Below are 25,521 nucleotides of genomic sequence, written 5' to 3'. Positions count from 1 at the left end.
TCAGTCATCGTTTGGCGTCACGCGCCAGATGATGTCACCGACGTCATCGGCCACCAGCAGCGCGCCAGTCTTATCGACGGCTACACCCACCGGACGGCCCAAGGCTTCCTCGTCGGCGCTGAGAAAGCCGGTAAGGATGTCCTCGGCCGCGCCGTCCGGTTTGCCATTGTTGAACGGCACGAACACCACCTTGTAACCACTGCGTGGATTGCGATTCCAGGAACCGTGCTGGCCGATGAAGGCGCCGTGTCGGTAGCGCTCCGGCAGAAGGGAGCCTTCGTAGAACGTCAGCCCCATCGAAGAGGTATGGGCGCCCAAGGCGTAATCGGGAACGATGGCTTTTGCCACCCGATCCGGCCGTGGTGGCTGGGCGCGCTCGTCGACATGCTGACCGAAGTAGCTGTAGGGCCAGCCATAGAACCCGCCGTCCTGCACCGAAGTCATGTAATCGGGCACCAGATCGCTACCAATCTGGTCGCGCTCGTTGACCGTCGTCCAAAGCCCGCCGCTGTCCGGTTGCCAGGCCAGACCATTGGGATTGCGCAGGCCCGAGGCGAACAGGCGCAGGGTCTTTTTCTGCGGATCGACTTCCAGGATGGCGGCGCGGTTTTCCTCGGCCTCTATCCCGTTTTCCGCGACGTTGCTGTTAGAGCCGCTGGTGACATAGAGACGCGAACCGTCCTGGCTGGCGATCACGTTCTTGGTCCAGTGATGGTTGATCGGCCCGGCGGGCAGGTCGACGACTTTCTCGCTTTCGCTGTCGATACGGATGGCGCTCTCTTCATAGGGGAAGCGCACCAGCGCATCGGTGTTGGCGACATAGAGCTGATCACCCACCAGCGCCATGCCGAACGGTGAATTCAATCCTTCGAGGAACACGCTACGTTTTTCCGGCGTGCCGTCGCCATCGGAGTCGCGCAGCAGGGTGATGCGGTTGGCGCTCTGGCCGCCGGAGCCGGCTCGGGCCATGACCTTCTTCGTGATCCAGCCGCGCAGGCCCTTGTTGCCTTCCGGTTTTGCCGGCGCGTCACTTTCGGCCACCAGTACGTCGCCGTTGGGCAAGACATAAAGCCAGCGTGGATGATCCAGATCCCGCGCGAAGGCTTCGACCCGTAGGCCGGGCGCCGCTTGCGGCTTCGCTTCATCAGGCCAGCCGGTAGCCTTGGCGATCTTGACGGTGGGTATCAGTGATTCGTTCGGCTCCGGAAGGACCGGGTCCGGCCCGTAACCCGACTCCACAGGAACCGTTGCGGTATCGCCGCAGCCAGCAAGGATGAGCAGCAAGGTGACGGCGACAGGGTAGGCGTAGCGGCTTGGCATGGCGGTATCTGCTTGTGTGGCTCAGTTGTGAAGCCGCGCCGAATCAAGGGTGTGGTTCGCGGTCGCGGCCCTGTTTTTTATCGTGTTCGTCAACGGCCGTTTTGGTGGCGTGTTGCTCCAGCCGCGGCATGATCAGGAAGATGGCCAGCGCAAAGCAGGTAGTCAGTACTGCCGTTGCTTCGTGGCCGAGCCCGGCAGCGACGCCGATGGTGGCGGTCAGCCAGATGCCAGCCGCAGTGGTCAGCCCTTTGACGTCGCGCTGCGAGCTGCCCTTGAGAATGGTGCCGGCGCCGAGGAAACCGATCCCGGTAATGATGCCCTGCATGACTCGCGACAGATCCTCGAGTGGCATGCCAGCCTCGAGCGGTACCAGCACGAACAGCGCGGCGCCGAGTGCCACCAGCATGTGCGTTCGCAGGCCCGCCGCCTTGCCTTTGTATTCCCGTTCATAGCCCAGAATGCCACCGAGTGCCGCCGCCAGGAGTAAGCGCATCGACACGCGAATCAAATGCTCCAGATCAGGGATGTCGGAGAATTCCGATGCAACGGTGCGGCTCAATATTTCCCACCATTCCATGCATGCCTCCGCCTGGCTCCACGCTGGTGACTGTCTGAGTTCGAGTCGTGACAGGCATGGCGGTTCACTGGGTGACTTCGAAGCGCAGCATGCCGATCATTTGCCCGGCTTCGGTCAGGACCCGCACGCGCCAGCGGCCTTCCGGCTTGCCTGGGAAGTTGCGCTTGTGGGTCCAGGCGCGATAACCCGCCTCGCGTCCTCCGCTTATGTCCAGGGGAATGCGGTCGACGCGCCGGCCGTTGTGCTCCCAGACATGGTAGATGCGTTCCTTCAAGCCGCGTGGTGCATTGATTGCGGTAAAGGCATAGAGGCCATTGCCGTGCAGCTCCTGGCTGGATAGCTGGCGCAAGCGGTTGCCAGGCTTGCGCGAGGCATCGTCGATGCTCATGGTCACGGCAACGTCGGTCAGCCACAGCGTCGCCGGCGGGACCCAGGTGCGACCCACCCAACCCGCCAGCCCGACGCTGAGCGCAAGCAACGGGATGGCGATCAGGCTTTTCCAGTTCCATTCGGGGAAGAAGCTGAGAAGGCTGGGCAATGCCAGCAACACGGCAATGACCAGAGAGCACAGGTAGCTCTGCGGCGTGGACAGGTGAAAGATGATGGGCAGCGCCGTCAGCAGGACCGCGAACAACGTCAGCGCATGGAAGGCCAGATAGATCCAGCGACGCGGCGCCAGCCATTTGTAGTACAGCGGGTCGATCAGCGAGACCAGCGCGGCGACCCCCAACAACACTGTGAACGCCGACTGGCCACTGTTCCAAGTGGTGGTAATGAAGAAGAACGGAATGATGAAGAACAGGCTTTCCTGATGCACCATCTGCGTGACGTAACGCAGCAGCGGAGGCGGGACCTTCCAGCCGAACCGGCGCTCCACGCCGCGACGCAGGCTGTTTTCCAGCATCAACCAGAGCCAGCTGGCTAGCATCACTGCCGCGATCACCTTCGCCAGCCCGGCATGGCGCTCCACAAGAACGAAGCTGGCAATGCCCGAGCAGAATCCGAACAGCGCGACGACGCCTGGATAGCGAAGGATCAGGCGCGAGGCCAGATTGAAAAGGCCGGCAAGGCGGGATTTCAGTAGCATCTCGGTTTCACGCTAAGCGGTACCTTCTGTAACTGTTTGGGGCCGGCTGGAGACTGGAGAGTCTGTGCAAGCTAGTCGTCTGATTAATCGCGACACACGCGAATGCGCTATGCGTCTTCAGGCGGCGATTATCCGTTACCGAATAGACATTGGCTCCCTTGTCCGTTCAAGCGTGCTGAAGTCGGAACGCATGGATAGCTGGCTACTGACGATCAACAGTGGCCTGAACGATCGCAGCCCGTACATCCGTATAGGAACGTGCCGTTTCCGGCGACAGGCGTACCAGCGGCAAGCCGACGGTCTGGCTGAGTTCATCGAGAAAGGCATTGGCTTCGGTTGCCTGCTCCATCTCGATCGCGCAGCGAGGCTCCAGCGTCTCCCGGTCGCACAGTAAAAAGTCGAAGCGCGCCGCCGAAATCCGATTGACCGCCTGATACCAAGGGGCTCGCCGTGGTATCGCCGTCACCTCGATCACGTCGGCGACCCGTACCTTGCTGAGAATTAGATATTCGTCTGCCGCTTGCTGTAGTAGCGCCAGAAGTTCGGTTTCGCTTGGTTGAAAGAACGGGCGTTTCAGCTGGTAGGGCATGCGCAGCGCAGGATGCCTGTATTGTCGCTGCTTGATGAAGAAGACCAGGACGAAACAGGCGAACGCCACCAGTACCAGTCCTATGAAACCAGTCATTTCACCCCCGGCGATTGCGCGCGCGCCTGGGTTGTCGCAACAGGACGGACAAGCATGCGGATACTCCAGCTCAAGTTGAATTCGAACATTGGAGCGAGCGGATGCAGGTGAGTTCGTTCATCGCGACCGTGGTGGTCGTGTTTCAGCTGTGCGGGTTTGGGCGGGGTGTGTGGTCGCCTGCTTGAAAGCTAGATAGTTATCCCCGGTTACTGTGGAGAGGCTAGTGGATAAGCCCCGGCGAACACTATCGAGGCGCCGGTATTGCTGAGGTGTAAGCCATTGTTCGATTTTCATCCGCCGTGGGCCCGAGAAAGCGATGATGGCAAGCGGGCCGGTTAAACGACCGGTTCGCCAGCGCAACTGCCGGCGACAGCCGAAGCGTAATTGGCGAACAGTGTTTGAAAGAAGTTGAAGTTAGGCATCGTCGCGGTCCTTGTGAAATTGGAAGAAGGTTATCGCGCTGTATCGTCGGTCGCTCTTAGTTTATGGCCATGGCTACGATAGTCACTCGCGGTGCGTACAGTTATCCCCGTCCGCTGTGCAACGATCTGTGGATAAGCTCTTCGTGCTTTTCTATGTGCCGCGCCGATAGCGGTGTTGAGCAGGCTGGTTATTTTTTATCCAAGCTCGTCTTTAGAAGATGTAAGCCTTTGAAAATGCGCCATCAACAGGCCGAGTCGAGGCAAATAGATGAAACGGAGATGGGGTTTTGCACTTATCCCGCATAGCTGTGGGGCGTTCTGTGGATAAGGTGGGGAGATGAGCTGTCCGAGCCCGTTGCGGCTGGTTTGCAGACGGTCGTACAAAAAATAGCCAGCGTTGCGCTTGATCATTCGAACCGGCACCGACCTCGCTATCATCCCGCAGCGTTATGCCGCGGCATTCATTCATGGCCGTTTGATTGTGAGCCGTACTCGCCTCGTCGACACTCGCGGCACCTTTGCAACGTCATCCAATAACAATCTGCTGGAGGAATCTCGTATGACTGAAGCCATCCGCTTCGAAGACAAGGTGGTGATCGTGACCGGCGCCGGTGGCGGGCTCGGTCGCGCCCATGCACTGCTGTTCGCTCGTCATGGTGCCAAGGTGGTGGTCAACGATCTCGGTGGCAGCGCTCAGGGCGAAGGCGCCAACAGCTCGGCTGCCGATCGCGTGGTCGAGGAAATCCGTCAGGCTGGCGGTACGGCCGTCGCCAACCACGACTCCGTAACCGACGGCGAGAAGATCGTCCAGCATGCGCTCGACGCCTTCGGGCGCATCGATGTAGTGGTGAACAACGCCGGCATTCTGCGCGACAAGACCTTCCACAAGATGGACGACGCTGACTGGGATCTGGTCTACAAGGTGCACGTCGAAGGCGCTTACAAAGTCACCCGCGCCGCCTGGCCGCACATGCGCGAGCAGGGTTATGGTCGAGTAATCTTCACCGCGTCCACGTCCGGTATCTACGGCAATTTCGGCCAATCCAACTACGGCATGGCCAAGTTGGGTCTCTACGGCCTGACACGCACCCTGGCACTGGAGGGACGCAAGAACAATATTTTGGTCAATGCCATCGCGCCTACCGGCGGCACGCGGATGACCGAGGGCCTGATTCCTCCGCAGGTCTTCGAGCAGCTCAAGCCCGAGTTGGTCAGCCCACTGGTTGTGTACCTGGCCAGCGAGCAATGCCAGGAGACATCCGGGCTGTTCGAAGTCGGTGGTGGCTGGATGGGCAAGGTGCGTTGGGAGCGCAGCCTGGGCGTCGGATTCGATCCGAAGGCGGGCTTCGATGCCGAAGACGTCGCGGCCAACTGGCAGCAAATCTGCGATTTCGAGAATGCCGCGCACCCGGCTGACAACCTGGCAGCGTTGAAGGAAATGATGGCCAATCTGCAAAAGTTCGCCGGCTAAGCTGCCGCGTGGTACCGGGGCTCAGCGCGCAAACGCGCCCTGAGCCTATCACCGGATTTGAACGGGTCAGCCTGCTTTAGCCGGCAGCAGGCGCAAGGCCTTGGCGCGCGCCTGGGCCAGATCGCGCACGTAGTACAGGTGCCCTTCGAGCCGACGAATGCCGGCGCGGCGTAGCTTGAATCTCACTCGGGCATTGCTGCCGCAGAGAATCAGCGTAATGCCCTGCTTGCGATAGTCCAACAGCACGTTCTCCAGCGCCGCCAGAGCGGTCATGTCGAGCATCGGCACACCGCTGATATCCACGATCACGATCCGCACGTCCGGATTGAAACGTCGCAGTACGCTCAATGCCTTTTCCGCAGCGCCAAAGAACAGCGGGCCGCGAATCGCATAGGCTGCAACGTGCTCGGGTAGATCCTGGAGCAGCTGGTTCTGGCCATGACGCAGGCTGGTGGTATCGGTCAGCTCGCTCATCCGCTTGATGAACAGCCCGGCGGCCAGCAACAAGCCGACGCCCACCGCCAATACCATGTCGAACAGCACCGTCAGGATCAGGCAGGTCAGCAAGACCAGCACGTCGCTGCGCGGCGCGATGCGCAGTGTCCTGACCACATGCGGCGCTTCGCTCATGTTCCACGCCACCATCAGCAGCAATGCCGCCAGTGCCGCCATCGGCAGGTAGCTGAACAGCGGCGCGAGCCAGAGGACTGCCACTAGCACCACGCCTGCATGGATGATCGCCGCCAGCGGCGAGAAAGCGCCGGCGCGCACGTTGGTGGCGCTACGGGCAATGGCCGCGGTCGCAGTAATACCGCCGAACAGCGGCGCGACCAGATTGCCGAGGCCCTGGCCCAGAAGCTCGGCGTTCGGATCGTGATTGGTGCCGGTCATGCCGTCGGCGACCACGGCGCAGAGCAGCGATTCGATGGCACCCAGCATGGCGATGGCGAAAGCGGGCGCTAACAGTTGATGGAACAGCTCGAAGCTCAGTACCAGCGGTTGCCCGTCCGGGCCGGGCAGCAGCCAGGGCCAGGCGAAACCCGGAAGCAGCGGTGGGATGCCGGGATGCGCGACGCCATCGACCGTGTAGCTGAAACGCTCACCCAGTGTGGCCACGGCTAGACCGGACGATTCCAGCGCCATTCCTGCCAGCGCACCGACGATCAGCGCCACCAGATGACCGGGCACCTTGGGCACCAGGCGCGGCCAGACGATCAATATCGACAGGCACAACGCGGCGACGAGTGCATCGCCCAGCTGCGCGCTGGGCAGTGCGCGAGCCAGCATGCCCAGTTGTTCGACGTAGTGGTGGGGTTGTTCGGTAATCGTCAACCCCAGGACGTCCTTGAGCTGCAGGGTCGCGATAACGACACCGATGCCCGCAGTGAAGCCCAAGATGACCGGGTAGGGCACGAAGGCAATCAACTTGCCGGCGCGCAGCAGCCCGAGGGCGATCAGGATGAGCCCGGCAAGCATGGTGCAGAGCAGCAGGCCGCCGAGGCCGAACTGTTGGGTAATCGGCAGCAGAATCACCACGAAGGCTGCGGTCGGCCCGGATACGTTGAAGCGCGAGCCGCCAGTTAAGGCGATCAGCGGCGCGGCGATCAGCACGGTATACAGGCCATGCTGTGGCGCAACGCCGACTGCGATCGCCAGCGCCATGGCCAAAGGGATCGCGATGATCCCAACCGTCAGCCCGGCAGTGATGTCTCCGCGTAGCGCGGCGCCACCGTAGCCCGACCGAAGGGCCTGACGCCAGGCAGCGAATAACGGGGGAACGTTCATGGTGGCCACGTCCTGTGCGCAAAGCGCCAGTATAGGCGCCGGCTTGGTCTGCCTGAGGGCGACATCGCCGCCAAATCGAGGATTTTCATGTACGACCTTGGTCGCAAGAATCCCTGGCGCGTTGAGTGCGCTCGCCTCGCGGAGTAAACTGCCGCCCCCGTAAGGCCCGTCGAACCGGAGAACGCATGCGCAAAGACAAGAAACAGGTGATCGGCGAAGAGATCAGCGACGAAGCGATCAAATTGTTTCTCGAGCCGGAACCGGCTGATGAAACACCAGCGTCGTTGTACAAGCTGATCAAGGCCTACCGTGGGTTGCGAGTCGATGATTTCGAGCGTTTTCTGGGCTTCTTCGTCGAAGCCGGCTTCGACCTGAACGCGAAGGACGCCAAGGGGCAGGACTTCGTTGCGCTGATCGCCGATCAACGCCAGGCCGAGCCTTATATCGAACTGATCAAGGCCGCTCGCGGCTGATACAACGGCTTTGGCGGCAAGTCCGCCGGAGCAGGAAACACCCTTGACCCCGGCTGAGCAAGCGGCAGCCACAATCGTTTTTCTCGCTGCATGGATTCCGTAGAGCCCAGGCCTGTCGCCTCGCTCCGGGATGTTTCGAAGCGAGGGGAGAGAAGGCCAAAAGCCGTTCTCCCGACAGCGGACCGACACCCTTGGGTACCGGTCTTCGGGCACAAGCCCGAGCAGCGGCATGGAAACCTTCCTCCGTTTCTAGCCGCCTGGCTGGTGGTTCTACACGATGGCGTACTGCGGTCGTGACAGTTTAATGCTGTGATTCTGGAGAACGCGTTAATGACGCAACACGATAGCGAAGCCGTGGACTTGGTGCTGGTGGGAGCCGGCATCATGAGTGCGACTCTGGCAGTACTGCTCAAGGAACTCGATCCCAACATCAAGCTGGAGATCGTCGAACTGCAGGAGTCCGGGGCCGTCGAGAGCTCGAATCCCTGGAACAACGCTGGCACCGGCCACGCCGGATTGTGTGAGTTGAACTACACCCCGGACAGTAAAGACGGCTCGATCGATATCAAGAAAGCCGTCACCATCAATACCCAGTTCGAGGTTTCCAAGCAGTTCTGGGCGTATCTGACGGGTCGTGACGGCTTCGGCAGTCCCAAGGACTTCCTTAATGTCGTGCCGCATCTGAGCTTCGTTCGCGGCGAAAAGAACATCGACTATCTTAAGCGTCGCTTCGATGCGATGAAGACCCACCACGCGTTCGAGAACATGGTCTACACCCAAGACCGCGCCACAATGGAAGAGTGGATGCCGCTGATGATGCCGGGGCGTCCGGGCGACGAGCCGATCGCCGCCACCCGCGCGCTGAACGGTACCGATGTCAACTTCGGTGAGCTGACCCGGCAAATGCTGGTGTACCTCGAGAGCAGGCCCGGCGTGAAGATGTCCTATTTCCAGAAGGTCACCGGCCTGGAGCGCAACGGCAAGGGCTGGCGCGTGGAAATCAAGAACACCCGCGATGGCAGCAACCGCGAGATCGATGCGGGCTTCGTTTTCCTGGGCGCGGGTGGCGCGGCACTGCCGCTGTTGCAGTTGTCCGGTATCGAGGAAGGCAAGGGCTACGGTGGCTTCCCGGTCAGCGGCCAGTGGCTGCGTTGTGACAACCCCGAGATCGTCAAGCAGCATCAGGCCAAGGTCTACAGCCTGGCCGCCGTCGGTGCGCCGCCGATGTCTGTTCCGCACCTGGATACCCGCGTTGTGGACGGCAAGAAGTCGCTGTTGTTCGGGCCTTACGCGGGCTTCACCACTAAGTTCCTCAAGTATGGATCGCCGCTCGACCTGCCGATGTCGATCCGTCCGAGCAATCTCAAGCCGATGCTGGCCGTCGCGCGCGACAACATGGACCTGACCCGCTACCTGATCAAGGAGGTTCGCCAGTCCATGGCGGATCGGCTGGAAACCCTGCGAGGTTTCTACCCCGAAGCCAAGGCTGAGGACTGGCGCCTGGAAGTGGCCGGCCAGCGCGTGCAGATCATCAAGAAAGACCCGAAGAAGGGCGGCATCCTGCAGTTCGGCACCGAACTGGTCTCCGCCAAAGATGGTTCGATCGCCGCGCTGCTGGGCGCATCGCCTGGTGCGTCGGTCACGGTGTCGATCATGCTCGACCTGATCGAGCGTTGCTTCCCGGAGCAGGCGCAGAGCGAAGCCTGGAGCCGCAAGCTTGGCGAAATCTTCCCGGCCCGCGAGAAGGTGCTGCAAGCCGATGCTGCGGCGTATCGCGAAGTGAATGAGATGGTCGACAAGCGTCTCGGCCTGGTCATCTAGCTACAACGTTCGTGCTTCACTTGAAGCCGCGCCGCTTTGACGAGCTGCGCGGCTTTTTAATGCATGGCTCCCAGACGCGTGGTATTCGCCGGCTGATCCCCAGCAAGGCATCCGCTGTCAGGCCGTTGCACGGCTGGTTATACTGCGTGCCATTCATTCCTAACTTTGGAGAAAGACAGCATGCTGAAACGCCTGTTGTTCAGTCTTGCCGCCGCGTCGGCACTGGTGCTGACCGGTTGCGCGCATAGTCCGCAACAGCTCGATCCAACACCGAAGATCACTGGCACCATCAACCCTGTCGGTCAAGGGCAGCCGGTAACGGTACGCGTCGTGGATGGCCGGCCTTCGCCGACACTAGGTACGCGCGGCGGCCTGTATCCGGAAACCAGCGCCGTGATCGTGCCGAAGGAAAAAGTCGTACCCAAGCTTCAGGCTCAGGTCGAAGCGGCGGTACGTCTGCTGGGATTCACGCCATCAGCCAATGCCTATAACGCCCCGCAGCTGACCCTGACCCTAGCCGAGCTGAAATACCAGTCGCCGAAGGAAGGGCTCTACGTCACCGAGGCCACCATTGGCGCAACACTTCGTATCGAGGTGCAGAACGGCGGTCGTCGCTATACGGGTCGCTATGGCGCTTCGCTGAACCAGCGCTTCGGGATGGCGCCGAACGAGCAGACCAACACCAAACTGGTCAGTGAAGTATTGAGTGATGCGCTGAGCCGCGCATTCCGTGACCAGAGCATCGGTCAGGTGCTGGCTCAGTAACCTTCGGCGCTCAACCGGCCTGCCTGAGTCGCCGAAGCCCGCATCTCGATGCGGGCTTTTTGTTTCCATCCGAGCATTTGGTGAATTCCGATCTGTCGATCCGAGCGCAACCAGATGCTGCTGACGTCGCATTAGAAGCTGGCCGTCCGTTGTGCTCGTACGGCGGGCGGAAACCAAAAGGCCCGGGTCCGGTGCAATACCGAACCCAGGCCTTGAGCCCCTAACCGTAACTGTCCGACGCTTCTGGACAGTTCAGGGGCAGGATGTTCCTTGGTGGGCCATCAGCCCGCAGCGCTCGAATCAGCGCACGCCGGAGTTGCGCAGGGCAGCCGGGGTGTACTGGTTGGAGTTTGCTTTGTAATCGTAGGTGTAGGGATTCTTTTCCTCGTTCTTCATGCCCATCACCAGGTAACGGCCAGACACCAGGTCGTACAGGGTTTCCATCGCATACAGTGGAACCTGATAGTTGTAGACGTACTGGGCGTGGGCCTCAGCTACGCGCCACAGCGTGTCGCGACCGTCGTAGTGGTCGATCACAGCGGCTTGCCAGGTATCCTCGTCGATGAAGAAATGACGCTTGGCGTAGATGTGGCGTTCGCCAGTCTTCAGCGTCGCTTCGACTTCCCACACGCGATGCAGCTCGTAGCGCGTCAGGTCCTGGTTGATGTGCCCGGCCTTGATGATGTCGTCGTATTTCAGCGTCGGCGAGTCCAGGCGATAGGAGTTGTACGGGATGTACATCTCTTTCTTGCCGACCAGCTTCCAGTCGTAGCGGTCTGGCGCGCCGTTGAACATGTCCAGGTTGTCCGAGGTGCGCAGGCCATCGGCAGCGGTACCCGGACCATCGTAGGCGACCTGTGGCGCACGGCGTACGCGGCGCTGGCCGGCGTTGTAGATCCACGCCATGCGCGGCTCTTTCACCTGGTCCAGGGTTTCGTGTACCAGCAGAACGTTGCCGGCCAGCCGCGACGGCTCGGTCACCTGCTGCTTGAAATAGAACAGCACGTTGCCGTGCTTTTCAGGATTGAAATCGCTCAGGGTGTCGGTATACACCACTTCGTCGACGAACTTGACCAGGCTGTAACTGCCGTTGACCTGCGGTGTAGCCTGCGCTACGACCCGACGGGCAGAGCCGCCGCGGTAGCGCGTGATGTGGTTCCAGGCGACTTCAAGGCCATCCTGCGGAATCGGGAAGGCGACCGCTGTATCGAAGTTCGCCAGGCCATTGCCGCCGCGGACCAGTTCGGTCTGGGTTGCGTTCTTCTTCGCCGCGTCGTAGATCCGCTGCGGTACTGCGGCGCTGCGGCGGGTCTCGAAGACCGGCAGCCGGTAAGTGTCAGGATAACGCTTGAGCATGGCGATCTGGCCGGGGCTCAGGTTGTCCTTGTACTGTTCGTAGTTCTGCGCGGTGATAGTGAATTTGGGCTGATCGTTCGGGAATGGATCGCTGACGAAGCCATCGGCGGTAATCGCTGCGGCATCTTTCGGCAGGCCGCCCGTCCAGGCCGGAATGGTGCCGGCGGCGTTGCCGGCCTTCTCGGCTCCAATCGGGGTCAGGCTGTCGCCGAGCTTGGCTGCTTCCGATTCGGATACTGCCGCTATGGCTCCGTTTGCCAGCAGGGCACTTGCCAGCAAAGAGAGTGTGAGGGCCCCCGTCTTAAACTTGTTCTTATTCACTGTTCGGTCCTGTTGATCTTGATAACTGGTTCCCTGTGAGCCTACTGCCGTAAGCGCGGCGCTCTCAGGAGGCGACTTCCATGAAGTAGCGGGCCATTGGGCCCGGTAAATGACGCCACGGTCGTAGCGATTTACAAGTTGCCGTTTGCTCGATCCGCGGCAGTTTCGCCCAGTTGCTCAGGCCAGGCGCACGCTCTATTTCGGTTGCTCGAGACAAGATGAGGGTGAAGCCGGAAGGGACTATAAGTCAACAATCGAGACGGCGCCTACCTGCATAAATGGCACAAATACCCGGCAAATTGCCAGCTCAGGGGCGCGTTCCGTTTGGTCGGGAAGTGGCTGAAGCAGCGGGCGTGCTTAGGTAGACTCGCTGCCGCGTCACTGGTCGGTTCGAGCCAGTAGCTTTCGCGGTTCGTGGGGGTTGGATTGTTACTGAATATTGATATTTCGCAGCTGGCCGTTCTGGCCCCTCTGCTCAATTCGATGGCCTTACTGATTGCGATGTGCGGCGCCTGGTTGCTGCTGGCGACGCGCTGGCGTCAGCGGCTCGCGCTCGATGCGGCGCGGTTAACGGCAATTCAGTCGGCAGGGCGGCGGGCTGGAGTGGCGGCGACGCAGCGAATCGACCGGTTCTTCCATGGCTTCGGTCTTGGCAGCCTAGCGCTGGCCTGCTTGCTTTCCTGGTTTTCCCGGCTGATCTGATTGCCAGCCGGGTCTATTAAGCGTCAGAGGCTTAGACCCGCCTTGAGCTTGTGCTGATTGCGTACCGGAGTGGCGTACTGCTGGATCAGGTAAGGCTGCTGCACGCTCGGGCAGGCAGCCAATCGCTTGCTCCACTCGGCTTCGGCAGCGGCAATTTCCTCGCGGCTGAACAGTTCGGCGATCTCTGGTATCGGCAGCTGCGGATCGCGCCCATCCCATATCCGGTACGCCAGGTAATTCACCGGGAACAATCGGTAATCGCCAAGGATCTGCTGATCGATCGCGATGGCCAGTTGCTTGGGGTCGTCGGGAACATCGGTGATCGGCGTGCCGAAGCTGACGTGTACGCGCCCTTTATAGCCGGTGATGCCGAGTGCAATGCTGGTGTCATCTTCACCTGGCGCCTTGGTGTAGGTGCCGGTGGTGGCGCGGATATAGAGTTCGCGGGCCTTGGCCTGATCGCAGGGGTCGTACTCGTAGCTGATCGATACCGGTGTGGGTCGCAGCGCCGCCAGTGCCTCGGCGAAGGGCTCGTCCTTGCGGCTCATGTGCAGCATCTTCAGGATCGCCGAGTCGGTGCGGTCGTCGCCATCCTTGGCGCGCCCCTCGGCCTGAGCGATCCAGATCGACTCGCCGTCGTTGCGAATCGAGTGATTGATGTAGGCGGAGAGCACTTGATAGGCCGCGAGCTTCTCGCGCCGGCCGGTAACCGAACGGCGCACGATGAAGCTCTTGTTCAGTCGCATCAGATCGCTGACGAACGGGCGTTGCAGCAGGTTGTCGCCAATGGCGATACGTGGTGTACGCATTTTTGCGTGGAACACCGCGTAGTTGACGAAAGCCGGGTCCATCACGATGTCGCGATGGTTGGCCAGGAACAGATAAGCGCGGCCCGGCTGAAGGTCTTCCAGGCCGGAATAGGTGATGCCGTCCGTTGCACGTTCGATGGTGCGGTCCAGGTACAGCTCGATCCGCGACTGCAGCGTATCGACCGAATGAATGCCGGCGAACTCGCGCCGCAGGCGGTGCGCTATGAGTGGTTTCAGCATCCAGCCCATCGGGCTGGCCAAGCGCGGGAAGCGGAAATGCGCCAGGATGTCGAGGAACTCCCGGTCGGCGAACAGCCGCGCCATCACGGCAGGGACTTCAGCGTCGGCGTAGGGTCGGATGGCTTCGAATTCGTCCATCATGCTCTCTGTAAGAAACTGAATAACCCCAATCGTTTGGGGTCGGTATTAGGTGCTGGTGACACTGGACGGCGATTATAGCGGCAAGTCACGCGGGAGACGCTGATGCTCGAATCACAGGATTATCAATGCCCCTATTGCGGCGAAACGGTGGAGGCGCTGCTTGATCTGAGCGGCGGCGATCAGCGCTATATCGAAGATTGCTCGGTCTGCTGTCGACCAATCGTCTTCGATCTGCGAACCGATGGTGCGGACTGGCAGCTCGATGTACTGCGGGAGGATGAATAAATGCAGCGTATTTACGAGCCCCGCGATCTGCTGGAAGCCGAAATGTTGTGCGGCATGCTGAACGCCGAAGGGATCGAGGTGTTTCTGACCGGACGGCATCTGGTCGGTGCGGTCGGCGAGCTTCCGGCGGCTGGTCTGCTTGGGCTGATGGTGAATGGCGAACAGGCCGAGCGCGCGCGGCAGTTGATCGCTGAGTACAATGGCGCCGAGCCGCTGCCCGGTGACGAGCCGGAAAGCTATCCGGGCGAGCTCATCTGTTGAGGTAGGCCGAATGACCGTCCCACTGTCGTGCCGGTCGTCCGGTACGCTCGGCCCCTTTTTGCTACGAGTCTATTTTCATGTGTGGCCGCTATGCCCTGTTTCGCTGGAGTCCGGCCTTCGCCGCGCTGCCCGGTTTTCCCGCTGATCAGCAGCCGCATTGGAGCCTGGCGCCTGGCGCGTCGGTTCTGTTGCTGCGGCAGCTGAACCACGAGCTTCAGCTCGACAGTGTGCGCTGGGGGCTGACCCCGGCCTGGCTCACTGACTTCACACGGACACCGGCCCAGGCGCGGGCGGAAACACTGGCCGAGCAGCCGATGTTTCGTGACGCCTTTCGCCTTCGTCGCGGCGTGCTGCCGGCCAATGGCTTCTACGAATGGCGCGGCACGGCACGCAAGCGGCCGTTCTGGATGACCGCCGAAGATTCCCTGATGTATTTCGCCGCGATCTGGGAGGCCTATCCGGTGCAGGGTCACACTTATTTGAGCGCTGCGGTGGTGACGCTGCCGGCGGCCAATCAACGGCGGCCGCTGATGCTGGATCAGGCAGGGATGACTGTCTGGCTCGATCCCGAAACCCCCATGGAGACGCTTCAGGCGCTATTGGCGACGCCCCAGCCGCCACTGCGAGAGCGCCCCTTGGCGACATTTATCAACGACCCCAAACTGGACGCTCCAGAGTGCCTGACGCCAGTGAACTAGGCGTCCACTGTGACCATTGAGCGCGCTGCGCCAGTGATGCCGGCCATGTTGGCCAAGACGGTAATGCGGGACGGTGAGCGTTATGCCGATGGCTCGGTTGCCCGGCAGGCGGGCTCGCTCTAGCATACGGCGCAGAAATCACCGGAGACGCGACATGCCCAAACCGCATTCATTAACACTTTTTCTTGCAGCCTCCGCGCTTGCGGGTTGCCAGGCGGTCAATACCACCAGCGGTGGTGCAGTCGGAGTCGAACGCAAGCAATACATGTTCAGCATGTTGTCGACCGATCAGGTCAATCAGATGTATGCCCAGTCCTACCAGGAGACCCTGAGCGAGGCGTCCCAGAAGGGCGTGCTCGAGAAAAACAGCGCGATCAATAAGCGCGTGAATACCATTGCCCAGCGGTTGATTGCCGAAGTTCCGGCGTTCCGCCCGGATGCGGCGCAGTGGAACTGGGAGGTCAACGTCATCGACAGCCCGGAGCTGAACGCTAATTGCGGACCGGGCGGCAAGATCATCTTCTATACCGGGCTCATCGAGAAGTTGAAACTGACAGACGACGAAATCGCTGCCGTGATGGGCCATGAGATCGCCCACGCGCTACGTGAGCACGGTCGCGAGGCGATGTCCAAGGCTTACGGTGTGCAAATGGCGACGCAAATTGGGTCGGCCTTTGGCGTCGGTGACGGCAGCTTGCAGCTGGCCAACATGGGCGTCGAGTATCTGATGACGCTGCCCAACAGCCGCAACAACGAAAACGAGGCTGATCTGATCGGCTTGGAATTGGCGGCGCGCGCCGGTTACAACCCGAACGCGGCGGTCAGCTTGTGGCAGAAAATGGGCGCCGCCGGCGGCTCGGCACCGCCAGAATTCCTCAGCACGCACCCGTCCTCGAGCAGCCGCACGCAGGCGCTGCAGCAAACCATTCCGAAGGTGATGCCGCTGTACGAGCAAAACCGCTGAGTTCGTCGTGCCGCTGACCGATCAGGTCAGCGGCAACGTAACCGGAATCGGACTTTCCATGCCCAGCTGCTTACGGGCGCTTTCCAGATCGAACAGCGTGTTGATTTCTTCGATGTCGCCAGCCGGATTGAGCGTCCAGATCGACATGGCGGCGATGGTCAGGATCTTGTTGCTTGGTGCCAGTCCGAACACCGCTTTCTCCAGGGTGCCGAACAGCGTACTGGAGGTAACCACGCGGTTGCCTTCGCTGAGGCATTCGTCCACTACGACTTCCAGATCGGGTATTGCCTGGCGAATTTCGCGCACGATCAAACCGAAGCCGGCGTTGTTGACCGGCTGTGCAATGAACGAACTCTTATAGGTGAAATAACGGCTTTGTAGCTGTTCGGCCAACGCCAGTCGGCCTTTGCTCCAGCTCAGGTCGATGTGCTGCCGAACCCGCCGTTTTCGTTCCTCCGGTGACATGCCGCCTGCTCCCGTCAATGCCGCTAGAACGCGGTGAGGTCGCACTCTAGCAGCACCAGCGATGCGGCAATTTGCGCTGCGTATCAGACTGGAAGCATGCCGCTCAAGCTCAAGGCCTGGTAAACGGCATACAACGCCAGGGCTGCGAAGCCGATGGCGGCGATGCGGCGGATCAGCGTGAGCGGCATGCGGTCGGCGGCGAAGTTACCGGCCAGTACCACCGGTACGTTGGCGATCAGCATGCCCAGCGTCGTGCCGATGATCACCAAAATGAAATCGGGATACTGCGCGGCGAGCATGACGGTCGCCACCTGGGTCTTGTCACCCATCTCCGCTAGGAAGAAGGCGATCAGGGTGGCGACGAAAGGACCGAAGCGGCGTCCGCGCGAGGCTTCGTCTTCTTCGAGTTTGTCCGGTACCAGCGTCCACAGCGCCACGGCGGCAAAGGATGCGGCGAGAATCCAGCTCAGGATCGAGGGGGAGACCAGCGAGGATACCCAGTTGCCCACAGCTCCGGCGACGGCATGGTTGGCCAGAGTGGCGACGACGATGCCCCAGATGATTGGCATCGGGCGCCGATAACGAGCGGCCAGCAGCAGGGCGAGCAGCTGAGTCTTGTCGCCAATCTCGGCGAGCGCAACGATCAGGGTGGGGATGTAGAACGATTCCAAGCGGACTTCCTTGCAGGGGCGGGTCGACGAAATCACCATGACACGCAACGCCTGCCCGCCCCGGGTCAGGTGTACGTGTCATGGGTCTTGTCAAACCGGGCACGACTGCTGAAGCAGCCCGTGCGGGTCGCATGCGCCATGGTCTGTGGACCAAGTATGTTGACGCATGCCAGGCGAGCAGGACGCTCGCCGGAGACTACTCCCCCAGGACGGGCCGGAGTTTGCCCAAGCATGCCGCGTTGTGCAAGTCAGAGCTGGCAATCAGCCGCGTTTGGCGCGGTAGATGCGAAAGCCGTCCGCGTTGATGAGGGTTTCGCAGGGCCCTAGATGGGTCTCGATCAAGGGTGGATATTTGAGGAAGGCGTTAGCCACCAGGCGTAGCTCACCGCCGGGCCGAATATGACTGGCGGCGCGCTGCAGCAGGGTTTCGCTGGCCTCGTAGTGGGTATGCACGCCCTGATGGAATGGCGGATTGCTGATGATGGCGCTGCAGCCGTCCGGCGCGGCGTCGATGCCATCGCCGGCGATAACCTCGGCTTCCAGGTCGTTGGCTGCCAACGTCATGCGGCTGCTTTCGACAGCGAATGCATCGACGTCCAGCAGCACGACTTCGCTATCCGGATAGCGCTTTTTCAGCGACGCGCCGATGATGCCGGCGCCACAACCGAAATCCAGTAGTCGGCCGGTCGGCAAGCCGCCGAGTTGGTCCAGCAGCAATTCGGTGCCGCGATCGAGCCGGCCATGGCTGAATACGCCAGGCAGGCTGACGATCTGCAATGAGCCATCCGGCCGTTCCAGCTGAAAGTGTTGCGCCAGAGCCTGCAAGTCAGGCACCGGCGGGCTGTTTTCCACCCGGACCTGCCAAAGCTGGCAATGGCGGGCGCTGTCGAGCTTGCGCGCCTCGCCGAACGGTGCCAGCTGTCGGGCGGCCCGTTCGACACCGGCGCGCTTTTCGCCGACCAGATAGAGCAGGCCGCCCGGCAGTCTGGCTGCCAGTGCGTTCAGCAGGTAATCGGTCAGCTCTCGGGACTTGGGCAAAAACAGTACCGCTGCCTCGAAAGCAGTCGTGGGGGGCTCAACACCGAAGGTACAACGCCCGGCGAAACGAGCCTGCAGCCGCTGGTGATCCCCGGCGTGCCAGCTCCAGCCAGTGGCTTCGGGCAGTTGGCCGAGCAGATCATCGGGCTGCAAGCCGGCGAGCAGCAGGTTTCCGCTGAACAGGTCGGCCTGGCGCAGCAGCACTTCGCTTCGGGGATCCATGTTGCCTCCGGGCAAAAGCGGGCGAGCTTAGCAGCCTTGTCGCCGGCTGCATAAGCGGTGCGTCAGCCGACCTGGCGCTTCGGTGTGCCGGCGAAAAACGCCTCGGCGTTTTCGACCATCTGCCCAACGATGCGCTGCCGCGCTTCGCGGCTGCCCCAGGCGCTGTGCGGCGTCACGATCAAACGCGGCACGTCCGCCGCCAGCAGCGGGTTGTCATTGCTCGGTGGCTCGCTGATGAGTACATCGGTGGCGGCGCCGCCCAGATGCCCACTGCGCAGCGTGTCCGCCAACGCCTGCTCGTCGATCAGGCCGCCGCGGGCGGTATTGATGACGAATGCCGATGGCTTCATCAGCTGCAGTTCGCGGGTGCCGATCAGGTTGCGGGTCTGTTCGGTGAGCGGGCAATGCAGCGTCAAGGCGTCTACCTGAGGCAGCAGTGCGTCGAGCTCCAGGCGATCCGCACGCGGCGGGCGCCCCGGCAAATTGCCGGTCAGCACCTGCATGCCTAACGCTTCGGCCAGTCTGGCCACGGCGCTGCCCAGCTCACCATGACCGAGCACGCCGAGGGTCTTGCCCGCCAGCTCGACGATGGGGAAATCAAGCAGGCAGAATTGCCCGCTCTCCTGCCAGCGACCGCGGGCCACGGCCGCCTGGTAGTCGGGCAGTCGCGTAGCCAGCGCGAGTAACAACATCAGGGTGTGCTGAGCCACGGTGGCCGTACCATAGGCCTGACAGTTGCTGACTACGATGCCGCGCTGCCTGGCAGCCGGCAGATCGATGTTGTTGACACCGGTCGCGGCGACCAGAATCAGCTTCAGGTCGGGGCAGGCGGCGAACACCCTGTCGTCCAGCGCAATCTTGTTGACGATGGCGACTTCGGCGCCCTGCAGCCGTTCGATGAGCTGCGTTTCGCTGGTCTGTGCATGGCAGATCAGCTCATCGAAGGCTGACTGCAATGGCGTCAGGTCCAGGTCACCCTGGTCGAGCGGGGAAAAGTCGAGGAATACGGCGCGGCGATTGGTCATGGACTTTACTCGTATGAATCAGCAGGCAGATGCCCGGAAATAGCGGAGTCGATAGATGTACTGGATGGAATTTCTCACCGTGGCGCTGGTGCACCTGCTCGCTGTGGCCAGCCCCGGACCGGACTTTGCGGTGGTCGTGCGTGAAAGCGTGACCCGCGGTCAGCGGAGCGGCAGTTGGACGGCCATCGGTGTCGGCAGCGGAATTTTGCTGCATGTTGGTTATTCGCTGCTCGGGATTGGCCTGATCGTCTCGCAGTCGATCGTGCTGTTCAACCTGTTCAAGTGGCTGGCGGCCGGTTATTTGTTCTATCTCGGCTTCCAGGCGCTGCGCGCAAAGCCGATGGGTGTCGACGAGCTGGCGCCTTCCGGCGCCGGTGGCGTGCACTCGAGCCGACGCGCTTTCATGGTGGGATTCGTCACCAACGGCCTGAATCCCAAGGCAACGCTATTCTTTCTGTCGCTATTCACGGTGGTTATCGACCCTCATACCCCGCTCGCCGTTCAGGCTGGCTATGGGGTATATCTGGCGTTCGCGACCGGCCTGTGGTTCTGCCTGGTGGCCTGGCTGTTCAGCCGTGAGCGCGTCCGCGCCGGTTTTTCCCGTATGGGGCACTGGTTCGACCGGGTAACTGGCGCCGTGCTGATCGGCCTCGGCGTGCGTCTGGCGGCAAGCGAGATCGCTTGATCGGCACCTGTGCAATCTGCTGTTGCACAGTGGCGGCTCGGAGGGTGAACGGCTGCGATGCCGATGGTCGGAGTGGAGAGGTGCAGCGCAGTCCGGCGGCAAAGGCGCCGGCAGAATCGATAGCCGGATTCAGACCCTAGCGTGCCTCGCATAACATCAATAAAAAGGAAGCCCCTATGTTGCAGACCCGAGTGATCAAACCCGCCGCCAATGCCTACCAATATCCGCTATTGATCAAGAGCCTGCTGCTGTCGGGGCAGCGCTACGAGCGCACCCGCGAGATCGTCTATCGCGACCAACTGCGGTTCGACTATCGCACCCTCAATCAGCGCATCGCCCGGCTCGCCAACGTGTTGACCGCCGCCGGAGTCAAGGCGGGGGACACCGTGGCGGTCATGGACTGGGACAGCCATCGTTACCTCGAATGCATGTTCGCGATCCCGATGATCGGTGCGGTGGTTCATACCATCAACGTACGGCTATCACCCGAGCAGATCCTCTACACCATGAATCACGCCGAGGATCACTTCGTTTTGGTCAACAGCGAGTTTGCGCCGCTGTATCAGGCGATCGCCGGACAGCTCACTACGGTCAATAAGACCTTGCTGATCACCGATGCCGACGAAAAGACCTGCGACCTGCCCAACTGCATCGGTGAATACGAAAGCCTGCTGGAGAAGGCGGAGCCGCATTACGACTTCCCGGACTTCGATGAAGATTCGGTGGCGACCACCTTCTACACCACCGGCACGACCGGTGACCCCAAGGGCGTCTATTTCACCCACCGTCAGCTGGTGCTGCATACCCTGGCCGGGGCCGTGACGGTCGGTTGTCGCGAGAACCCGCAGTTGTTAGCGGCCGGCGACGTCTACATGCCGATCACGCCAATGTTCCACGTCCATGCATGGGGGCTGCCGTACATTGCGACCATGTTGGGGCTCAAACAGGTCTATCCAGGGCGTTACGATCCGGAGTTGCTGATCGAGCTGTGGCGCCGGGAAAAGGTGACCTTCTCCCACTGCGTACCGACCATCGTGCAGATGCTGCTCAACGCCAAGGCAGCCCAGGGCGTGGATTTCAGCGGTTGGAAGCTCACCATCGGCGGCAGCGCGCTGACTCGCGGTCTCTACGAATCGGCGCGTGCCTGCGGCATGCAGCTGGTGGCCGCCTATGGCATGTCGGAGACCTGTCCGTTGATCTCGGGTGCGCATATCAACGATGAGTTGCGTCAGGCCAGCGAAGACGAGCAAATCGGCTATCGACTCAAGGCGGGAATACCAGTGGTGCTAGTCGATGCCGCGATTCAGGGACCCGACGGCGGCTTCCTGCCGGCCGATGGCGCGTCCCAAGGCGAACTGGTGTTGCGCGCGCCATGGCTGACTCAGGGGTATGCCGGAAATCCGGAAAAGAGCGAAGAGTTGTGGGCGGGCGGATGGCTGCATACCGGCGACGTCGCGACCATCGACGAAATGGGTAACATCGATATTCGCGATCGCATCAAGGATGTCATCAAGACCGGCGGCGAGTGGCTTTCTTCCCTGGCGCTGGAAGGCTTGATCAGCCGCCACGATGCCGTGCGTGACGTGGCAGTGGTAGGCGTGCCGGATGAGCGCTGGGGCGAGCGACCTTTCGCCTTGCTGGTGCTGGGCGAGGGCAAGCAGCTCGATGCGCGGACGCTGCAGGGCTTTCTGGAGCCTGCGGTGGAGCAGGGGCATATCAACAAGTGGGCGATCCCGCAGCAGATCGCGGTCGTCAACGAAATTCCCAAGACTAGCGTCGGCAAGCTGGACAAGAAGCGTATACGGGTAGACATCGCACGTTGGCTGGAAGAGGGCAACAGCGCGATTTCGTCGGTTTAGACCTAGCCCGTATCCTGGCCAGGCTCCAACATGCTGCGAACCTTTTCTTCGAGGTCGGTGATGGTGAAGGGTTTAGTCAGGACTTCGTAATCCGACATGGTGTTGCTACGGTCCAGTACCGAGCTCTCGGCGTATCCGGTGATGAACAGTACGCGCAAGGACGGCCGTTTTTCCCTTGCCGCATCGGCAAGCTGGCGCCCGTTCATGCCGCCGGGAAGGCCGATATCGGAAATCAGCAGGTCCAGGTGTGCATCACTATCGAGGATACGCAAGCCGCTTGGGCCTTCGGCAGCCTCCAGGGTGTTCAGCCCCATTTCCTGCAAGACCTCCGTTACCAGGGTGCGAACGTTGGGCTCGTCATCCACCACCAGAACGGTTCGGCCCTCGACCGATGTGGAGGCCGGCTCAGGCGTCGCCGGCGCGTGCAGGCTGGCCGACTGGCCGTGATAGCGGGGCAGGTAAATCCAGACGCTGGTTCCTTCGCCCACGGTGCTTTCGATACGCACGGCACCGCCCGATTGCTTGGCGAAACCGTAGACCATCGACAAGCCAAGCCCGGTGCCTTCACCCAGCGGTTTGGTGGTGTAGAACGGATCGAAGACATAGCCGAGTCTCTCCGGCGGGATGCCGACACCGGTGTCGCGTACGCCGAGCGCAACATATTCACCTGGCGGCAGAGCGAGTTCTTCGGTGAGCGGCTCGCCCAGCACTAGGTTTTCGCTGGTCAATGTCAGCTGACCGCCATCGGGCATTGCGTCGCGGGCGTTGATGGTCAGGTTCAGCAGCGCGTTTTCCAGCTGATTGGTGTCGCAGAGTGTCAACCAAAGATCATCGGACAGCTGCGTCGAATAACTTACCAACGGGCCTATGGTGCGCTGCAGCAGCTCCATCATCCCTTCTATCAGGGCGTTCAGATCGGTAGGGCTGGGGTCGAGCGTCTGTCGACGGGAGAAGGCCAACAGGCGATGGGTTAGCGCCGTTGCCCGATTGGCTGAGGTCAGCGCACTGTGAATGTAGCGCTCCAAGTCCCCCGTGCGGCCTTGCTGCAGGCGTACGGACAGCAGCTCCAGCGAGCCGATTACACCCGCAAGCAGGTTGTTGAAATCGTGGGCGAGGCCGCCGGTCAGTTGGCCTACCGCTTCCATTTTCTGCGACTGGCGCAGCGCCGCCTCGGTTTTCGCCCGCGCGGCTACTTCGGCGTTGACCCGTTGTTCGAGGGTTTCGTTGAGGCGCTGCAGCGCCCGCTCGGTGCGTTTGTGCTGGGTGATGTCGAGACAGGCACCAACCATGTACGTGGGTCTATCGTTGCTATCGGTGAAAGTTTGCCCCTTATCGAATATCCAGCGCTCGGTGCCCTCCGGCAGGAGGACTCTGAATTGCATTTCCAGATCGTCACCGTAGCGCGCGCAGCGTTCGCACTGCTGGGCAATGGCAGCCCGATCGTCTGGATGAACCCTGTCGAGGAGATCGTCGAGCCAACCCGAAGTCAGCCCCTCCAGGCCGAATAGCCGCTGCATGGGCAGGTCCATGTCCAGGCGGTTATTACGTAAATCCCAATAGAAGGTGCCGGTGCCGGACGCCAACAATGCCGCATTCAGACGCTCGTCGCTCTCGCGCAGACGCAGCGCCGCCGATTCCTGCTCGAGCAGACTTTCGGTGACATCCTCGGCCTGGTGAATGATGTAGGCGACCTGGCCCTGTTCATCGAGCACCGGAACGTTGACGACGTCCCAGTAACGATTCTCGTAATGGTCGCGTTCGTCATGCGGGACGCGCAGCGGATAGCCGACCGTTTTCAGCTGTTGCGCGAGCCCGGTGCGTGTCACTTCAGCCAGTGATGCACGCAGCTGGTTGACGCCGGACGAGCTCGATACCGAAGTCGTTCCGCCGTCGTAGATATGGAACAGAGGATGACCAATGACGTCTTCACGACGCGTCATGGTCGCCCGCAGGCGCTCTTCGCTGGCGGCCACCATCGTGTAGTCGGCATCATTGGCGACCACGAGAAAGTTTCCAGGCAAGGCATCGAAGACGCGCTGCAAATCCGCAATGTCGATGGTTCGGCTCTCCGGCTGAGCGGCACGCCGTACGTGCCGCACAAAACAACTATTGGCTGTTTACGAAAAAATTCGGTTTCTGAGACTGTCAGAACTGCAATGCCGCATGTTGGTTCGCCCGACAGGCCTTGCAGCTCTGAATTCATAGCCGATCGGCCATGAAGCGTTGCGGCATCGCACAGTCTACGCCGGGCATTGATTACGCAAGACGAAGCCAGTGAGAGGCGATGTCCAGTTTCGCTGAGTTGGCCGCGCGATCTGCGGGGCGGCGATTATGCCACCATCGAGGGATGGAACAGTTAGATGGCTGTAGCGTCTCGACGAATGCAATTGAACGCCACCGCCTTCGATGTTGAGGACGATGCGCAAAAATCTTTTTGCCAGGTATTGATCCGGTGCGGGTTCGTCGGTCCGTTCCGGTTCTGCGCTCAGTCGGGTGTTAACCTAGCGCCGCATTTTCAGCCTGTGACGGATTCACTGCCGGCAGGCTGACGTCCCGGAGATGAAGGAAGTAATCATGAAAAAGCTCAGCAACCTGACCGTAGCCGCCGCCACCATCGCCCTGCTGGCGGGCTGTACCACTAATCCCTATACCGGCGAGCGCGAGGCCGGCAAAGCAGGCATCTATGGCGGTATCGGCGCGGTCAGCGGCGCGGTAATCGGTGCCGCCACGTCCAGCAAGAAGGACCGTGCCAAGGGCGCTCTGATCGGCGCGACGGTCGGCGGTGCTGCTGGCGGTGGCTATGGTTATTACGTCGATACCCAGGAAGCCAAGTTGCGTCAGACGCTGCAAGGCACTGGCGTTCAGGTTCAGCGCGAAGGCGATAACCTGACGTTGATCATGCCAGGCAACATCACCTTCCCCAGCAGCTCGGCTGATATCTCCAGTAGCTTCTATCCAACCCTGAACTCTCTCGTCCAGGTGTTCAAAGAGTTCAACAAGAACGGCATCGATATCGTCGGACACACCGACAGCACCGGTTCGCAACAGCTCAATCAGGACCTGTCCAACCGTCGTGCCCGTAGCGTGGCCGCCTACCTCGAAGGCAATGGTGTCGCCGCGTCACGAATTTCCTCTTATGGCGCGGGCCCGAGCCAGCCGATCGCCAGTAACGATACGGCGTCCGGTCGCGCCCAGAATCGTCGTGTAGAGATCAACTTGCGGCCGCTGTAAGTCGCTTCGAACAGGCGGGACTGCAACGGTCTCGCCTGTGGCATTTAAGTGACGCCATTTTTATATCTTTTCTCTATCCGCCATTGAACCTCTGGACGATACGCGACTCTGAAGCTCGTGACAGCGAGCCATAGTAGTGGCA

The 25,521-nt window shown here is 61.2% G+C and carries 24 protein-coding genes and 1 riboswitch; of the genes, 12 read left to right on the top strand and 12 right to left on the bottom strand.

Annotated features, from left to right (window positions below):
* From E0D86_RS14550 to E0D86_RS14535, 4 genes are all read right to left on the bottom strand, one after another.
* Positions 1 to 1,320 (bottom strand): sorbosone dehydrogenase family protein, encoded by a 1,320-nt coding sequence (locus E0D86_RS14550; RefSeq protein WP_131650759.1) that lies wholly within the window; start codon positions 1,318 to 1,320, stop codon positions 1 to 3.
* Between the two features lie 43 nt (positions 1,321 to 1,363).
* Entirely contained in the window at positions 1,364 to 1,897 is a 534-nt protein-coding gene (locus tag E0D86_RS14545; protein ID WP_131650758.1) for an MgtC/SapB family protein, read from the bottom strand.
* A gap of 64 nt (positions 1,898 to 1,961) precedes the next feature.
* The gene (locus E0D86_RS14540) at positions 1,962 to 2,984 is read right to left on the bottom strand and encodes a DUF5924 family protein (protein WP_131650757.1); all 1,023 of its coding nucleotides are present in this window, start codon (positions 2,982 to 2,984) and stop codon (positions 1,962 to 1,964) included.
* Between the two features lie 202 nt (positions 2,985 to 3,186).
* A complete protein-coding gene (locus E0D86_RS14535) occupies positions 3,187 to 3,669 on the bottom strand; it encodes a DUF2726 domain-containing protein (protein WP_131650756.1) in 483 nt (160 codons plus the stop codon).
* A 981-nt stretch (positions 3,670 to 4,650) separates the two neighbouring features.
* Between E0D86_RS14535 and E0D86_RS14530 the strand changes: the two genes are divergently transcribed.
* Positions 4,651 to 5,562 carry an SDR family oxidoreductase gene (locus E0D86_RS14530; RefSeq protein WP_131650755.1) on the top strand — a complete coding sequence of 304 codons (912 nt, stop codon included), beginning with the start codon at positions 4,651 to 4,653 and terminating at the stop codon, positions 5,560 to 5,562.
* A 66-nt stretch (positions 5,563 to 5,628) separates the two neighbouring features.
* Here E0D86_RS14530 and dauA read toward each other — a convergent pair whose 3' ends face one another.
* On the bottom strand, positions 5,629 to 7,347 hold the full coding sequence (gene dauA / locus E0D86_RS14525) for a C4-dicarboxylic acid transporter DauA (protein WP_131650754.1): 1,719 nt from the start codon (positions 7,345 to 7,347) through the stop codon (positions 5,629 to 5,631).
* A 185-nt stretch (positions 7,348 to 7,532) separates the two neighbouring features.
* Between dauA and E0D86_RS14520 the strand changes: the two genes are divergently transcribed.
* The 3 genes from E0D86_RS14520 to E0D86_RS14510 all read left to right on the top strand — a co-directional run bounded on the left by E0D86_RS14520 (position 7,533) and on the right by E0D86_RS14510 (position 10,406).
* Positions 7,533 to 7,820, top strand: a complete 288-nt coding sequence (locus E0D86_RS14520; protein WP_131650753.1) for a PA4642 family protein — start codon at positions 7,533 to 7,535, stop codon at positions 7,818 to 7,820.
* A gap of 315 nt (positions 7,821 to 8,135) precedes the next feature.
* On the top strand, positions 8,136 to 9,641 hold the full coding sequence (gene mqo / locus E0D86_RS14515) for a malate dehydrogenase (quinone) (RefSeq protein WP_371924078.1): 1,506 nt from the start codon (positions 8,136 to 8,138) through the stop codon (positions 9,639 to 9,641).
* A 180-nt stretch (positions 9,642 to 9,821) separates the two neighbouring features.
* Positions 9,822 to 10,406: a YajG family lipoprotein gene (locus tag E0D86_RS14510; protein ID WP_131650751.1), complete on the top strand. Its 585-nt coding sequence runs from the start codon at positions 9,822 to 9,824 to the stop codon at positions 10,404 to 10,406.
* Positions 10,407 to 10,706: 300 nt separating this feature from the next.
* On the opposite strand, the gene E0D86_RS14505 is transcribed toward E0D86_RS14510, so the two are convergent.
* Positions 10,707 to 12,083, bottom strand: a complete 1,377-nt coding sequence (locus E0D86_RS14505) for a DUF1329 domain-containing protein (protein WP_131650750.1) — start codon at positions 12,081 to 12,083, stop codon at positions 10,707 to 10,709.
* 426 nt (positions 12,084 to 12,509) lie between these two features.
* Here E0D86_RS14505 and E0D86_RS14500 point away from each other — a divergent pair, with 426 nt between their 5' ends.
* Positions 12,510 to 12,785 carry a hypothetical protein gene (locus E0D86_RS14500; RefSeq protein ID WP_371924074.1) on the top strand — a complete coding sequence of 92 codons (276 nt, stop codon included), beginning with the start codon at positions 12,510 to 12,512 and terminating at the stop codon, positions 12,783 to 12,785.
* A gap of 23 nt (positions 12,786 to 12,808) precedes the next feature.
* Here the strand turns inward: E0D86_RS14500 and E0D86_RS14495 are convergent, their stop codons facing one another.
* Positions 12,809 to 13,972 carry a 1-acyl-sn-glycerol-3-phosphate acyltransferase gene (locus E0D86_RS14495; protein ID WP_177493055.1) on the bottom strand — a complete coding sequence of 388 codons (1,164 nt, stop codon included), beginning with the start codon at positions 13,970 to 13,972 and terminating at the stop codon, positions 12,809 to 12,811.
* Positions 13,973 to 14,077: 105 nt separating this feature from the next.
* Here E0D86_RS14495 and E0D86_RS14490 point away from each other — a divergent pair, with 105 nt between their 5' ends.
* The 4 genes from E0D86_RS14490 (at position 14,078) to E0D86_RS14475 (ending at position 16,183) form a co-directional block, all read left to right on the top strand.
* The gene (locus E0D86_RS14490; protein WP_131650747.1) at positions 14,078 to 14,260 is read left to right on the top strand and encodes a CPXCG motif-containing cysteine-rich protein; all 183 of its coding nucleotides are present in this window, start codon (positions 14,078 to 14,080) and stop codon (positions 14,258 to 14,260) included.
* A complete protein-coding gene (locus E0D86_RS14485; protein WP_131650746.1) occupies positions 14,261 to 14,521 on the top strand; it encodes a DUF2007 domain-containing protein in 261 nt (86 codons plus the stop codon). It abuts the gene before it with no gap.
* A 77-nt stretch (positions 14,522 to 14,598) separates the two neighbouring features.
* Positions 14,599 to 15,219 carry an SOS response-associated peptidase gene (locus E0D86_RS14480; protein WP_131650745.1) on the top strand — a complete coding sequence of 207 codons (621 nt, stop codon included), beginning with the start codon at positions 14,599 to 14,601 and terminating at the stop codon, positions 15,217 to 15,219.
* A gap of 154 nt (positions 15,220 to 15,373) precedes the next feature.
* Entirely contained in the window at positions 15,374 to 16,183 is an 810-nt protein-coding gene (locus E0D86_RS14475) for a M48 family metallopeptidase (RefSeq protein ID WP_131650744.1), read from the top strand.
* A 21-nt stretch (positions 16,184 to 16,204) separates the two neighbouring features.
* Here the strand turns inward: E0D86_RS14475 and E0D86_RS14470 are convergent, their stop codons facing one another.
* The 4 genes from E0D86_RS14470 to E0D86_RS14455 form a co-directional block, all read right to left on the bottom strand.
* Positions 16,205 to 16,648 carry an ester cyclase gene (locus tag E0D86_RS14470; RefSeq protein WP_131650743.1) on the bottom strand — a complete coding sequence of 148 codons (444 nt, stop codon included), beginning with the start codon at positions 16,646 to 16,648 and terminating at the stop codon, positions 16,205 to 16,207.
* 83 nt (positions 16,649 to 16,731) lie between these two features.
* Positions 16,732 to 17,319, bottom strand: coding sequence for a TMEM165/GDT1 family protein (locus tag E0D86_RS14465; protein WP_131650742.1), 588 nt, complete (start codon positions 17,317 to 17,319; stop codon positions 16,732 to 16,734).
* A gap of 111 nt (positions 17,320 to 17,430) precedes the next feature.
* Positions 17,431 to 17,536, bottom strand: a riboswitch (yybP-ykoY riboswitch).
* A gap of 44 nt (positions 17,537 to 17,580) precedes the next feature.
* Positions 17,581 to 18,579: a class I SAM-dependent methyltransferase gene (locus E0D86_RS14460; RefSeq protein WP_131650741.1), complete on the bottom strand. Its 999-nt coding sequence runs from the start codon at positions 18,577 to 18,579 to the stop codon at positions 17,581 to 17,583.
* A gap of 62 nt (positions 18,580 to 18,641) precedes the next feature.
* On the bottom strand, positions 18,642 to 19,604 hold the full coding sequence (locus E0D86_RS14455) for a 2-hydroxyacid dehydrogenase (protein WP_131650740.1): 963 nt from the start codon (positions 19,602 to 19,604) through the stop codon (positions 18,642 to 18,644).
* 55 nt (positions 19,605 to 19,659) lie between these two features.
* Here E0D86_RS14455 and E0D86_RS14450 point away from each other — a divergent pair, with 55 nt between their 5' ends.
* Both E0D86_RS14450 and E0D86_RS14445 read left to right on the top strand, forming a co-directional pair.
* Complete coding sequence (locus tag E0D86_RS14450; protein WP_131650739.1) at positions 19,660 to 20,289, top strand: LysE family translocator; 630 nt, start codon at positions 19,660 to 19,662, stop codon at positions 20,287 to 20,289.
* A gap of 176 nt (positions 20,290 to 20,465) precedes the next feature.
* Complete coding sequence (locus tag E0D86_RS14445; protein WP_131650738.1) at positions 20,466 to 22,148, top strand: fatty acid--CoA ligase; 1,683 nt, start codon at positions 20,466 to 20,468, stop codon at positions 22,146 to 22,148.
* 2 nt (positions 22,149 to 22,150) lie between these two features.
* Here E0D86_RS14445 and E0D86_RS14440 read toward each other — a convergent pair whose 3' ends face one another.
* Complete coding sequence (locus E0D86_RS14440) at positions 22,151 to 24,247, bottom strand: ATP-binding protein (RefSeq protein ID WP_256681228.1); 2,097 nt, start codon at positions 24,245 to 24,247, stop codon at positions 22,151 to 22,153.
* A gap of 475 nt (positions 24,248 to 24,722) precedes the next feature.
* On the opposite strand from E0D86_RS14440, the gene E0D86_RS14435 reads away from it, so the two are divergent.
* A complete protein-coding gene (locus E0D86_RS14435) occupies positions 24,723 to 25,379 on the top strand; it encodes an OmpA family protein (RefSeq protein WP_131650737.1) in 657 nt (218 codons plus the stop codon).
* The last annotated feature ends 142 nt before the right edge of the window (positions 25,380 to 25,521 follow it).

Source organism: Pseudomonas sp. IC_126 (assembly GCF_004331835.1).
Classification (GTDB): Bacteria; Pseudomonadota; Gammaproteobacteria; order Pseudomonadales; family Pseudomonadaceae; genus Stutzerimonas.
The sequence above is the reverse complement of the archived record's forward strand: the minus strand, read 5'-3'. Positions and strand labels throughout refer to the sequence as shown.

Coding starts and splice junctions, on each gene's coding strand:
- E0D86_RS14550 (WP_131650759.1), bottom strand. CDS start 1,320: ATGCCAAGCCGCTACGCCTACCCTGTCGCCGTCACCTTGCTGCTCATC.
- E0D86_RS14545 (WP_131650758.1), bottom strand. CDS start 1,897: ATGGAATGGTGGGAAATATTGAGCCGCACCGTTGCATCGGAATTCTCC.
- E0D86_RS14540 (WP_131650757.1), bottom strand. CDS start 2,984: ATGCTACTGAAATCCCGCCTTGCCGGCCTTTTCAATCTGGCCTCGCGC.
- E0D86_RS14535 (WP_131650756.1), bottom strand. CDS start 3,669: ATGACTGGTTTCATAGGACTGGTACTGGTGGCGTTCGCCTGTTTCGTC.
- E0D86_RS14530 (WP_131650755.1), top strand. CDS start 4,651: ATGACTGAAGCCATCCGCTTCGAAGACAAGGTGGTGATCGTGACCGGC.
- dauA (WP_131650754.1), bottom strand. CDS start 7,347: ATGAACGTTCCCCCGTTATTCGCTGCCTGGCGTCAGGCCCTTCGGTCG.
- E0D86_RS14520 (WP_131650753.1), top strand. CDS start 7,533: ATGCGCAAAGACAAGAAACAGGTGATCGGCGAAGAGATCAGCGACGAA.
- E0D86_RS14510 (WP_131650751.1), top strand. CDS start 9,822: ATGCTGAAACGCCTGTTGTTCAGTCTTGCCGCCGCGTCGGCACTGGTG.
- E0D86_RS14495 (WP_177493055.1), bottom strand. CDS start 13,972: ATGGACGAATTCGAAGCCATCCGACCCTACGCCGACGCTGAAGTCCCT.
- E0D86_RS14490 (WP_131650747.1), top strand. CDS start 14,078: ATGCTCGAATCACAGGATTATCAATGCCCCTATTGCGGCGAAACGGTG.
- E0D86_RS14485 (WP_131650746.1), top strand. CDS start 14,261: ATGCAGCGTATTTACGAGCCCCGCGATCTGCTGGAAGCCGAAATGTTG.
- E0D86_RS14480 (WP_131650745.1), top strand. CDS start 14,599: ATGTGTGGCCGCTATGCCCTGTTTCGCTGGAGTCCGGCCTTCGCCGCG.
- E0D86_RS14475 (WP_131650744.1), top strand. CDS start 15,374: ATGCCCAAACCGCATTCATTAACACTTTTTCTTGCAGCCTCCGCGCTT.
- E0D86_RS14470 (WP_131650743.1), bottom strand. CDS start 16,648: ATGTCACCGGAGGAACGAAAACGGCGGGTTCGGCAGCACATCGACCTG.
- E0D86_RS14460 (WP_131650741.1), bottom strand. CDS start 18,579: ATGGATCCCCGAAGCGAAGTGCTGCTGCGCCAGGCCGACCTGTTCAGC.
- E0D86_RS14455 (WP_131650740.1), bottom strand. CDS start 19,604: ATGACCAATCGCCGCGCCGTATTCCTCGACTTTTCCCCGCTCGACCAG.
- E0D86_RS14450 (WP_131650739.1), top strand. CDS start 19,660: ATGTACTGGATGGAATTTCTCACCGTGGCGCTGGTGCACCTGCTCGCT.
- E0D86_RS14445 (WP_131650738.1), top strand. CDS start 20,466: ATGTTGCAGACCCGAGTGATCAAACCCGCCGCCAATGCCTACCAATAT.
- E0D86_RS14435 (WP_131650737.1), top strand. CDS start 24,723: ATGAAAAAGCTCAGCAACCTGACCGTAGCCGCCGCCACCATCGCCCTG.